Here is a 12,671-nt window from a genome sequence, read left to right on the forward strand (position 1 = left end):
CGATTTCATGCGCGTCCCCTCACCTGCAGCAAGAACAATAGAAAGACAACTTCTAACCATAAAAACACATAAGACTAACGAGAAAATCCAAAAAAATTCATAATATTGTGCCAACGAATATCTTCAATATAACTCAACGAAGGATAATGTTCTAAAAGCCAAAATGAAATATCCTGCATAGAACCTGTTAAAAACAAAATCCCTGTAAGAAGAAGAAAAATACCAATAATTTTTTCAACTTTTCCTAAATGAATACGAAAAGCGCCTAAAAATCGCATAAAACTGCTCGAAAATAAAGCTGCCAACACAAAAGGGACAGCAAGACCTAATGCATAAACTGCTAAGAGAATAGCTCCCTCGCCCACCGTCTCTTTTGTTCCAGCAAGCGTTATAATAGGCCCTAAAATGGGGCCAATACACGGTGTCCAACCAAAGGCAAAAGCTAAACCAATAATATACGCGCCTAAAGGACCAGCAGGTGTTTTATGGGTCTGAAAACGCGCTTCACGAAATAAAAAAGCGATCTTGAAAATCCCCAAAAAATTTAAACCAAAAATAATAATGACAATTCCAGCAGCAAGTGCAAACCAATCACGATAATAACCGATGAATTTCCCAATTGTGCTAGCACTGGCACCTAAAGCAACAAAAACAGTCGTAAACCCAAGAACAAAAGCAATAACAGAAGACAATAAAGTCCACCGTATAAAGACTTTCTCATCACGATTTTCTGAACGAAAATCATCAATACCAATCCCTGCCATATAACACAAATAGGGAGGAACTAACGGCAAAACGCATGGTGACAAAAAAGAGAGTGCCCCAGCAAAAAACACACCAACTGTTGAAACTTCAATCAAAATTCATACCCCATCTCTCATCATAGTTTACCCCCATGAACAACGATCAATCCACATCTTCATCAATTCGTTGCATATTTTGTTCATTCGCCACCACACTTATATCTTCATCATGACCAGAAACGACTGAAAAAACTTTTTGATAAATTTTATCTTTATTTTTAGCAATTGCAATATACTCTCCCTCCGCTAACACGAGTGAAACATACGCACCAACTGTTTCATAAACGATATCACCAGAATCATTGGCAAGAGACCAACTTGTATCTGCAAGTGCTTCTCCTCCTTCTTGTCGGACCAGCTTTAAGACAATTTGAGCGGCCTGATGTTCAAGAGTAGCTTCTGTTATTTTACCAGCATCCACTTGAATATCCGAACGAGCCGTCGCATTAATAGAACCATAATGGGAAGCAACATGGTAGCGGCCAGCTTTTAAACGCACAACTGAGTGGGGTTTAACATTTGATATAATCACTCCCGTATCATCATTTTCTTTTTCATCCTCATAAATGGTAAAACGGAGTTCCTTTTCATTCATTACGCCATTGAGCAATGTTGCATTTAAAATAACACCACCAGCCTTAAGATTAAAGTTTTTTACAAGACTTTGCCCATTTTCTAAACGAATATGGCGCACAGCACTCGTGTGACCAAATGAGACATGAACAAGATAATTTCCTGGTTCGAGATTAAAACGTGCACTTCCCCCCTTATAGGTTGCCACTAATGGTAATTTATTATCAATCCCTAGAATAGGGGCATAAACCCGCCAGACAAGCCCTTTTTCAATATCCGGATGACTATTTGTTAATCGAGCATTCAAAATGAGTTGTGTTTGAGATGCTAAGTTTTCATTTTCCTGCTCTTGAGTCTTTACAATAAAACTCCTTGATTGTCTCTGCTGCTGATTTTGCCCTTCTCCTGCTTCAGAAAAAGCACAGTGACTCCAAGTCAATAAAGCAAGCACCACGCACAACCATACACATCGGTGCACTATTTTTATAAGAATACCCATTTTTGCATTGTTGACCAACATGATCTTTTTTTCAAGAAACAATATCACACAGCCATCATTTTAAATTGAGAAACTTACACCACAACCACATGATGAAACAGCATTGGGATTGTGGACTTGAAAAGACTGCCCCATAAGATCATCAACAAAATCAATCTCAGCTCCTTCCATAAAAGGAAGTGATAGTAAATCAATAAACACAACTGCCCCGTCTTTTTTGAGAACGAGGTCATCTTCACACATTTCAGAAACCAAGTCATATTTATAAGAAAAACCAGAACACCCACCACCTTCAACAGAAATACGTAATGCTATTTTATCGGGTTCACGCAAAAGTATCTGTGCAATTTTTTTGGCAGCAACATCTGAAATTTTCACATTCATTTTATATATCCTTGCATTAAACCATCAAGAAAGAGTATCCTACACTCAAAGAGCAGTTTATTTGTCATAAACCACTCTCAATTTTAAGATGATAATAGACAGCTTGCAATGGATATAGGAAATATCGACTTCAATTACCAATCTCGAGCAGTATACAGTGCTCATCCACAAACAAGCCGTGGTCGATTATACCATGAAACGATGAGCACCACACGCTCACCTTTTCAACGAGATAGAGATCGTATTATCCATTCTAATGCATTTCGACGTCTTAAACATAAAACGCAAGTGTTTATTGCTGATGAAAGCGATCATTATCGTACTCGCCTAACCCATTCCATAGAGGTTTCTCAAATTGCAAGAACATTAGCCCGTGCCCTGTGTCTTGATGAAGACCTTGCCGAAGCCATTGCCCTTGTTCACGACTTTGGACACACACCCTTTGGCCATGCTGGAGAAGATGCTCTTAATGAAGCCATGGTATATTATGGCGGCTTTGATCATAATGCACAAGCATTACGCATTGTAACAAAACTAGAACAGCGCTATGCAAATTTTGATGGACTTAACCTTACATGGGAAACCCTCGAAGGACTTGTAAAGCACAATGGTCCCCTTTTAGGGCCTTACGCGAAGAATAAGGAGGTTCCTATCGATATTTTACAATACAATGTAAAGCAAGATCTTGCACTCGATTGTTTTGCAGGATTAGAAGCGCAATGTGCTGCTATTGCAGATGATATCGCATACAATGCGCATGATATTGATGATGGTCTACGTTCGCAATTTTTAACACTCGATCAATTTGAACATGTTTCACTAACAGCAGCAATATTAAAAGATATAACAGATGAGCATCCCCACCTCGACCAAACGCGTCGCGGTTACACACTTGTACGAAGACAAATAACAACCATGGTTGAAGATGTTATCAAACAGTCACAAAAAAATTTAGCACGCATCAAACCAACAAGCATAAACGATATTCACCAAGCAAAACAAACCATTGTTACCTTTTCACCGACAATGACCGTTTATGAAAAAGAACTAAAAAACTTTTTATTTAAAAATCTTTACTACCATGAACAGGTTCTTAGTCGTCGCAATGCAGCAAAATGCATTGTACAAAAATTATTCAATTGTTATTATGAAAATCCAAATACAATGCCTGAAAGTTGGCAGAGCAAAGCAGTGCACTTAAAAAATCAAGAGTTAGCACGTTTGATTGCTGACTTTCTTTCAGGCATGACAGATCACTACGCTCTACGTGAATATCAGCGTTTATTTGACCATACAGATAATTTCGTTTAATGGCTTTTGGCATCATCATGGAAGCTAAATATGAATATCTTTAAAAAATTCGAAAAAAAAATTAAGAGATCAATTGAATTATCTGATATAAAAGGAAAAAATGGAGAAGATCTAGATTTATCAAAAATCACTGTTGATCCTCCGCGTGATTCCTCCCATGGTCATTTATCAACCAATGCTGCTATGGTGCTTGCAAAATCTATTGGAATCAATCCACGTGCACTTGCAGATAAAATCATAGAACTTCTTAAAAATGATTCCTCTATCGAAAATATAGATGTTGCCGGTCCTGGTTTTATAAACATAAAGCTTACAAAATTATTTTGGCAAGATGCTATAAAATCTATGCTTGAATTAGGCACTTCTTATGGTCGTATTCCAATGGGACAAGGAAAATGCGTCAATGTTGAATATGTCTCAGCAAATCCGACAGGACCAATGCATGTAGGACATTGCCGCGGAGCGGTTGTTGGGGATGTTCTCTCCAATTTGCTACAATTTACGGGCTATAACATTACAAAAGAGTATTATATCAATGATGCGGGTCAACAAATCGAAGTCCTCGCCCATTCGGTACTATTGCGCTATCGTGAAGCTCTTGGGCAAAAAATTAATGAAATTCCAGAAGGACTCTATCCTGGAGAATACTTGATACCATTGGGTCAATCGCTTGCTCAAGAGTTTGGTGACCAACTCCTCACAATGGATAAAGATGAAGCCTTATCTCTTGTGAAAGAACGTGCAATTCATGCAATGATGTCCATGATTCGCGAAGATTTGGCTGCTCTTAATATTTATCATGATATCTTTTTCTCTGAGCGAATGCTTTATGCAGATAATGCACGCGCCATTCGTAACACTATCAACGACCTCACTTTAAATGGTTATATCTACAAAGGAAAACTCCCCCCTCCCAAAGGACAAAACACAGAAGACTGGGAACCAAGCGAACAAACTTTGTTCCGTTCAACAAATGTCGGTGATGACCAAGACCGTGTTTTAGTCAAATCTGACGGTTCTTACACTTATTTTGCTGCTGATGTTGCTTATTTTCGGGATAAATTTAATCGTCATTTTGATGAAATGATTTATATTCTAGGCGCAGACCATGCTGGCTATGTAAAACGACTAGAGGCAATGGCAAAAGCGATTTCTGGTGATAAAGCCAAATTAAGTGTTTTCTTATGTCAATTGGTAAAACTCTTTCGCAACGGTCAACCTGTCCGCATGTCAAAAAGAGCAGGATCATTTGTCACTCTACGGGATGTTGTCGAAGAAGTTGGTCGTGATCCTGTGCGTTTTATGATGTTATACCGTAAGTGTGAAGCGCCTCTTGATTTTGATTTTGCAAAAGTAACAGAACAATCAAAAGATAACCCCATCTTTTACGTACAATATGCAAGTGCACGTTGTCACTCAGTCTTTCGTCAAGCACAAGAAGCGCTTCATATTAAAAGCTTTTCAAATGATACATTGATTACCTATCTTCATCGATTAACAGATGACCATGAAATATTGTTAATACGCAAACTTTCTGAATATCCACGTATCATTGAACAGGCCGTAGTTCATAAGGAACCGCATCGATTAGCGTTTTATCTTTATGACCTTGCCTCCAGCTTTCACACCCATTGGAATAAAGGGAGTGAAAATCTCAATTTACGCTTTATTCAACCCGATGATAAAGAGTTATCCTTTGCAAGATTAGGATTGATACAAGCTGTTATCAATATTTTATCATCAGGGCTTACCATCATAGGAGTCGAAGCACCCATAGAAATGCGTTGAAAAAGTTCTATAAATACATACAATAGGTACTCTATTGATAAACTTTTTCATGTATCCTTGCATGAGAGGGGGAAAATTTATAATTTTAATATAACAAATCAAAATCAACCATTGATTGCACGTAAGTGCAAACCATCATGTGAGAAAAGCTATGAGCGATAACGATCGCAAAAATCTACACGAAACAAAACACGATCATGAACACCATGATCCTTTAGAAAGGCTTACGCGCATTTTTAATCCGCACAAACAAAGCGGAAACCAAAATGGGCAATCTTCTTTAAAAACAGATCGATCAACATCTCACCCCGAAATATCATCCCATGATGATGATTTTGATTTGTCCTTTCTAGAAGAGGAACTTGAAAATAATTTAGCACATGACTTACCGTTTGATGATCAAAAAAAACAATGGGGCTTGCATGCAACCAGCAACGCAAAAGCCTCAGATATTGCACAAGCTGCTTCTTTCAACCATTCAAAACAAAATAATTTATCTGAAGAGAAATATTCTTCATCTAACAATCATGATGAAGAACAAATTTTAGATGCGCTTTCTCCATTACCAATCCCCAAAAATCAATCACATCAACAGAAAACAACAGCAACCAGTGCTGATCCTTTTCTTGAAAAAAGTAATCTTATGTCACAATCAGAATCAGAAAATTTCTTTTTTGATAAATCTGAAAGGCGTGAAAATAAGAGAGAGACACCAGAAGATGTTGAACAAACCAATCGTTTTTCACAAATAAATTCACAACAACCTGAGGCTACGAATATACAAAAAACTTATGATGACAATCAAAACCTCTATGACACTCCTATAAACCATCCCTATAAAATTTCAGCTGATCAAGAAAATTGGATTAAAAAAGATTATCCTGATTCCTCCTCTTCTACAGAGGAAAATGAGTTTTTCTCATCTTCTAATCTTGTGTCAGAAAGACAAAACACTACAAGAAATCAAACAACAAGTACCTTCTCCTCACCTTTAGATTCTCCACCAGTTGATAGACAATCTTATTTAAAGGGAGCTTCACAAGAAGATCATAAAACCAATTATCCCCATTTTTTTGAAGAAAACCCCTCACAACAAGAAACTTATAGCGAAAAAGTTCCGATATATGATGAGGCTCGAGCCCAATACATCAATAACGCCGAAGGTGCGTCTAACCCAAATAGAGAAATTTCATATAATGAAAATAATTTAGATGAGTTTCTTTCCTCATCCCCCTCTTTAAATACAAAACAAACGGATGACTTTTTTACCCATAACTATACGCACAGAGATACTCCCCCTCCCAATGTTGATACTTATAAATTTTCAGAGGAAATCGTAGAAAAAACTGGCCCTATTATGGTTCCAGAAGTTCCGTATGAAGCGCCAGAATATGATGTGCCAACTAATGGTGGTTTAGAAGAAGAATTTGCTGATGTACTCAATGTAGGGAATGTCCCAACGGATAATTTTTCTCAAAAACAACAGAAAAATGAGGTTTTTAGTGAAATTTTTCATCAGTCTATGCAAAATTCAAAAGAAGGTGTTTATATAAACTCTAAAGAACAAAACTCCGACTATTTTTCTTCTGCCAATATGGAATATAATTTTCCCTCTTTTAGCGAGAATTCATCATACACAAGCTCAGATGAGGTTCCCACGCATCCATCAGCTCCTCCTCCCTTAAAAAGTTTTATTTTTGGTAAAACTTTCATTAAAGGTTTTTTTATACTTATTTTAATAGGAATTGGGTTTGCTGGTTATTCTCACTTTTTTATGCCATCACAAAAAAATCAAGAAACGGTCATTATCCACGCTGATAATACGCCTTTTAAATTCAAACCAGAAACAACTGAAACGAAAAATGATGTTGCACATAATTTAGATATCTATAAACAAACAACTGAACAAAATGAGAAACAAGAAAATACACAACAATTTCTTATTGATAACTCTGAACAACCTGAAAATTTAAAAGAATTAAACCCTGAAGAATCTTCAAGCGTTTCCTTATCGTCTTTAAATGAATCTGATGTTGAAGATGCAGTCACAGAAGCCATAAATCATACTATTCCAATGCGAGAAGTACAAACTGTTATTGTCAATCAAGATGGTACAGTTACACTAGCCCCCGCGCATCAAACAAACAGCAAAACTGCTGCTCAATCTGAAGAAAGCATTGATCAAGCTTCTAATGAACTTCAAGATTCGTCCCATGATTCTGATATAAACGACCAAGAAAGAGATCATGATCTCAAAAATAATATTGATAAAATAATCGCAGAAAATAATTCTAGCTCAAATATTGAAGAAAAATTTATCCCAATTCCTTCTCATGCAGAGAGAAATGCACAAGTCGAAACAGAGACTGCATCTCGCCCCACCTCATCAAACAGAGTTGCACCACAAAATTCAGAAAGTTATTATGTACAACTTGCATCTCAACCAACGCATGAGCTAGCTAGAGATTCTTTAAAAAATATGAAATCTAAATTTGGGTTCCTTATCGGTGCCCGTCCTTTAAATATTCAATCCGCTTTTATACCAGGAAAAGGCACTTATTACCGTGTTCGGATTCAAGCGCAAGACCGTAATGAAGCCATAATCCTTTGTGAATCCATTAAAAGTTCTGGTGGAAGCTGCTTCATCACACGCTAAACCAATAATGCAGCGGTTTTAACAACCGTTGCATTATTTATTTCCATACCAGCTCATTACTTATCGAAAACGTTAGAAATTACAATTCCCTCAATCTTTTTCGCTTATGTCTTTGTGCTGACTTTATTCCTTAATCTACGTCGATTTTTGCTCTATCTAAAAGATTATATTTATGAAAAAATCACTCCGTACCCTTATAAGTATAAGGTACAAGGGGAGGCGAATTTAAATCTTTTTTGGGCGTTGTTACGCTTTGGCTTGTTTCTGGGGTATTATAACGCGAACTATGTTCAGGAGATTTTGCAAAAAAAGATCCTAAAAAACCAAAAATAAACCAGATAATAACCATCGCAAGAAGAATAGCAAAAATACCCTTAGCGATTGAAACAGGTTGTTCACGACCTCTTCTTTCTGCGGCCATACGTTCTTCATATGTGTGATAATTTTTATCAATCATAGTGGATTCCTTTTCTCAATTCCCTTACCTTTAAATTTCTAGAAAATATGCATATATGAAATTATTCAGATACTTATTGTGAGAAAACGATAATTATAGACAAAAGTTCCAGCTTACTTCATAAAGTTGAGGAGAAGAGGCAGGGATAGAATTAAAATATCCACCCTACCCTAGCCTTTGAATTCTATAATAAACCCCTTTGTATTCTATAATAAAACATTGACACAAAGGTTTTGTTAATAATAGAGTTATAATTAAAATATTTCATTATTTTTATTAATAAAAATGAAACATACTCAGAAGGTTTTTTATGAAATCTCCCATATCATCGCTTCCCTTTAAAATAGAAAAACACCCATCTCCTCTGTCAGAAGAAAAACGTGAAAAAATTCTACAAAGTCCCGGTTTTGGTCAGTTTTTTACAGATCACATGTGTACTATTCAATGGACTGAAGACAAAGGCTGGCATAATGCCATCATTTCTCAATACAAAGCTTTAGAAATTAATCCTGCAAGTACCGTTTTGCATTACGGACAAGAAATTTTTGAGGGCTTAAAAGCATATCGTGCAAAAGATGGACGCATCTTGCTCTTCCGTCCTGATGCCAATGCACAACGCTTTATAGAATCAGCACAACGGTTAGCGATGCCAGAATTACCAAAAAATATTTTTCTAGATGCCGTTCATCAATTAGTAAAAATTGATCAAAAATGGGTTTCCGACCATCCCAATGCTAGCCTCTATATACGTCCATTTATGTTTGGCAATGAAAGCTTTTTGGGTGTTCGCTCTTCTCAAGAATATCTTTTTTGTATCATAGCCTCTCCAGTTGAATCCTATTTCAAAGGAGAAGAAAAATCTGTCAGCGTTTGGATTGAAACAGATTATAGTCGAGCCGGTCCAGGGGGGACAGGGGCTGCCAAATGTGGTGGAAACTATGCAGCGAGCTTACTTGCACAAAAAAATGCAACTGAAAACAATTGTAGCCAAGTGCTCTTTCTCGATATGGTTGAACATGAATGGATTGAAGAACTTGGTGGTATGAATGTCTGCTTTATTATGGACAATAATACACTCGTAACTCCTCCACTTAATGGAACAATCCTTCCAGGAATAACACGTCATTCGCTCTTAGAATTGGCAAAACAAATAGGATTAGAGATAGAAGAGCGTCCTTATTCCTTTAAATCTCTCCAAGAAGATGCAAAGAGTGGACATCTTAAAGAAGTCTTTGCTTGTGGTACAGCTGCCGTTGTCACATCAATTGGTCGTTTTAAATATAAAGGGGGAGAGTTTATTATTGGAAATGAAACAGTTGGAGAAATTACAAAGCAGCTTCGTACACAATTGGTTGGCCTTCAAAAAGGGGACATAGAAGACAAAAACGGCTGGGTACATTCTATCCAGCTCTCATAATAATGAGATATTTTTATATTTATAACGCTTCCATGAATACATATCTACCTTCATGGAAGCGTACGTGCTCACTAAAAAGTTTCTCTATTTTTTAGCGACTACAAAAAATATTAATCAAATTTTGAATAATCTTTATGCTGTGCTTTAATATTGCGGACTGTTCCCGTATGGGAACGCATTACGAGAGTTTCTGTTTGAATATAGCGAGGCGTGAATTTAACGCCAGAAAGCATATTACCATCTGTCACCCCTGTTGCTGAAAACAAAACATCACCCTTTGCCATTTCTTCCATTGTATAAACCTTATTGGGATCACTAATCCCCATTTTAGCTGCACGAGCAATTTTCTCTTCTGTATCAAGCAGCAAACGACCTTGCATCTGTCCCCCAATGCAGCGCAAAGCAGCAGAAGCTAAGACCCCCTCTGGAGCTCCACCAATCCCCATATAGATATCAATACCTGTTTCTTCTGGATCAGTTGTATCAATAACAGCAGCCACATCTCCATCCCCAATCAAGCGAATCGCTGCTCCTGTTGCTCGTACTTCATCAATCAATTTTTCGTGACGAGGTCTATCCATAATACAAACAGTAATCTGATTAACGGCTACTCCTTTAGCCTTTGCAAGAGCATGGATATTATCGGCAGGACAAGCATCTATATCTACTATTCCCTTTGGATAACCAGGACCAATAGCAATTTTTTTCATATAAACATCAGGAGCATAAAGGAGGTTACCCTTTTCAGCAATTGCAACCACAGCCAAAGAATTGGCAATATTTTTAGCACAAAGTGTTGTTCCCTCTAGTGGATCAAGTGCAATATCGATCGCCAATCCACTTTGAAGACCTACTTTTTCTCCAATATAAAGCATAGGCGCTTCATCCCGCTCACCTTCACCAATCACCACTGTACCATCAATAGGCAATCGATTAAGTTCCTGCCGCATTGCATCTACAGCAGCTTGATCCGCAGCCTTTTCATCGCCACGTCCGCGCCAGCGTGCAGCAGCAACAGCAGCACGTTCAGTAACACGTACCAATTCAAGTGTCAAAATACGATCAAGTCCATTTAAAATCTTCTGAGTTGTGGGCATATGAAAAAATCCTACCGAATGAATACCAGAAAAAATATGAGTCCTTATTAAATACTAAGAATAAAGTTTTTGGCAAAGATGAAAATTTTCCACAAGAGACAAAAGAACTCAAGCTTACCTTTTTGTCATTATCAAGAAAGTTATCAATTCTCTGCCATAGGTTCAATACGAATAAATTGAGATTTTGCAACAAGATGTCCATCTTTTTCAATTTCTGCAAGTGCCTGTCGTACATTCACCTCTGTTGTTTCATGCGTAATTAAAATAATTGTTTTTTCAATTTGATCTTCTACAAAAGATCTTTGAACAATCGACTCCAATGAGATGTGATTATCAGCCATATGCCTTGCGACCGCGGCAAAAACACCAGTACGATCATGAACATTTAAACGAATAAAATAACCACCTGCATGATGCGAAATACGTGCTTTTTTATGAGGAGCAAGTTCTAATGCTGGGCGTCTTAAAACAGGTGCATACTGAAAACCAGAACGTGCTTTTGCTATATCAGCCAAATCACCAATAACGGCTGATGCTGTTGCCTTTCCTCCGGCACCGGGACCAGAAAACAGTAATTCACCTAATAAATCACTTTGAATAGAAAGAGCATTGGTTACACCATTTATCTGTGCAATCATCGAGGATGTTGGTACCATTGTTGGATGAACGCGTTGCTCTATTCCAGAATCCGTTTTTAATGCAACCCCTAAAAGCTTAATCCGATACCCCAATTCATCAGCTGCTCGAATATCAATTTGCGAAATATTATGAATTCCTTCAACATAAACATCATCTAACGAAACAGCAGTTCCAAATGCCAAGCTTGTCAACAAAGCTAATTTATGAGCAGTATCATTTCCCTCAATATCAAAACTTGGATCTGCTTCAGCATACCCAAGTCTCTGTGCATCTGCTAAACAATCTTTAAATGAAAGACCTTCCGTAAACATACGTGTTAATATATAATTACAGGTTCCATTGAGAATACCATAAATTCGCGATATGCGATTACTAACAAGTGATTCTCTCATCGCTTTGATAACAGGAATTCCCCCAGCAACAGCTGCTTCAAAATGAAGAAAAACACCTTTTTTTTCTGCAATTATAGCGAGCTCTACTCCATGTTGAGCAAGAAGAGCTTTATTGGCTGTTACAACATGATGTCCCGCCTCAAGCGCTCTCTTAACAGCGGTATACACCACATCCAATTCACCACCAATTAACTCTACAAAAACATCAATCTCATCAGAAGCAGCCAACTCCACAGGTGAATCAAACCATTTTATACCACTAAGATCAATTCCACGATTGCGGCCTTTATCACGCGCACTAACAGCAACAACTTTGATGAATCGTCCACATTGACAAGCTAAACTATTCGCTTTTTCACATAGAGTTCGAACAACTGAAGTACCAACTGTACCAAGTCCCGCAACACCAACTTTTAAAGCTTCTGCCATTATTAACCACTGATCCCTATCTTCATTGAAAAATCGTTTAAATGATGTGCCAATCAACACAAAAAGTACTTATGTTCATAAAAACAAAAGAAATACCCTGCTCTATTCATTTCATTTTTTCTAATAGAATTATCCCCGCTTGTTCAATCAACATTCCTAAAAATATAATATTTATTGTCTTCAAAGATTTCAGAATCTTTATAAAATATCTAATTCAGAATGAAAA

At 37.2% G+C, this 12,671-nt stretch carries 10 protein-coding genes; 4 read left to right on the plus strand and 6 right to left on the minus strand.

All coding sequences use genetic code 11. The annotated features are described in order from the left end of the window. Positions 1-74: 74 nt before the first annotated feature. The 3 genes from ACFIO3_RS03760 to ACFIO3_RS03770 are packed head-to-tail and all read right to left on the minus strand — an operon-like array spanning position 75 to position 2,259. Positions 75-863 (minus strand): cytochrome c biogenesis CcdA family protein, encoded by a 789-nt coding sequence (locus tag ACFIO3_RS03760; protein WP_375606726.1) that lies wholly within the window; start codon positions 861-863, stop codon positions 75-77. Between the two features lie 43 nt (positions 864-906). Further along, positions 907-1,896 (minus strand): carboxypeptidase regulatory-like domain-containing protein, encoded by a 990-nt coding sequence (locus ACFIO3_RS03765; RefSeq protein ID WP_375614560.1) that lies wholly within the window; start codon positions 1,894-1,896, stop codon positions 907-909. A 39-nt stretch (positions 1,897-1,935) separates the two neighbouring features. Then, a complete protein-coding gene (locus ACFIO3_RS03770) occupies positions 1,936-2,259 on the minus strand; it encodes a HesB/IscA family protein (protein ID WP_375606652.1) in 324 nt (107 codons plus the stop codon). Between the two features lie 108 nt (positions 2,260-2,367). Between ACFIO3_RS03770 and ACFIO3_RS03775 the strand changes: the two genes are divergently transcribed. The 3 genes from ACFIO3_RS03775 to ACFIO3_RS03785 all read left to right on the plus strand — a co-directional run bounded on the left by ACFIO3_RS03775 (position 2,368) and on the right by ACFIO3_RS03785 (position 8,014). After that, positions 2,368-3,570 carry a deoxyguanosinetriphosphate triphosphohydrolase gene (locus ACFIO3_RS03775; protein WP_375608325.1) on the plus strand — a complete coding sequence of 401 codons (1,203 nt, stop codon included), beginning with the start codon at positions 2,368-2,370 and terminating at the stop codon, positions 3,568-3,570. Between the two features lie 30 nt (positions 3,571-3,600). Beyond that, complete coding sequence (gene argS / locus ACFIO3_RS03780) at positions 3,601-5,358, plus strand: arginine--tRNA ligase (protein WP_375606654.1); 1,758 nt, start codon at positions 3,601-3,603, stop codon at positions 5,356-5,358. Between the two features lie 151 nt (positions 5,359-5,509). Continuing rightward, a complete protein-coding gene (locus ACFIO3_RS03785; protein WP_375608327.1) occupies positions 5,510-8,014 on the plus strand; it encodes an SPOR domain-containing protein in 2,505 nt (834 codons plus the stop codon). A 181-nt stretch (positions 8,015-8,195) separates the two neighbouring features. Here ACFIO3_RS03785 and ACFIO3_RS03790 read toward each other — a convergent pair whose 3' ends face one another. After that, positions 8,196-8,471: a hypothetical protein gene (locus ACFIO3_RS03790; protein ID WP_375606656.1), complete on the minus strand. Its 276-nt coding sequence runs from the start codon at positions 8,469-8,471 to the stop codon at positions 8,196-8,198. Between the two features lie 310 nt (positions 8,472-8,781). On the opposite strand from ACFIO3_RS03790, the gene ACFIO3_RS03795 reads away from it, so the two are divergent. Continuing rightward, positions 8,782-9,888 carry a branched-chain amino acid aminotransferase gene (locus tag ACFIO3_RS03795; RefSeq protein ID WP_375608328.1) on the plus strand — a complete coding sequence of 369 codons (1,107 nt, stop codon included), beginning with the start codon at positions 8,782-8,784 and terminating at the stop codon, positions 9,886-9,888. A gap of 110 nt (positions 9,889-9,998) precedes the next feature. On the opposite strand, the gene glpX is transcribed toward ACFIO3_RS03795, so the two are convergent. Beyond that, positions 9,999-10,985 carry a class II fructose-bisphosphatase gene (gene glpX, locus ACFIO3_RS03800; RefSeq protein ID WP_375606658.1) on the minus strand — a complete coding sequence of 329 codons (987 nt, stop codon included), beginning with the start codon at positions 10,983-10,985 and terminating at the stop codon, positions 9,999-10,001. Positions 10,986-11,128: 143 nt separating this feature from the next. Continuing rightward, the gene (locus ACFIO3_RS03805; RefSeq protein WP_375606659.1) at positions 11,129-12,445 is read right to left on the minus strand and encodes a homoserine dehydrogenase; all 1,317 of its coding nucleotides are present in this window, start codon (positions 12,443-12,445) and stop codon (positions 11,129-11,131) included. Between the last annotated feature and the right edge of the window lie 226 nt (positions 12,446-12,671).

The organism is Bartonella sp. AD328YNZD, assembly GCF_042196425.1.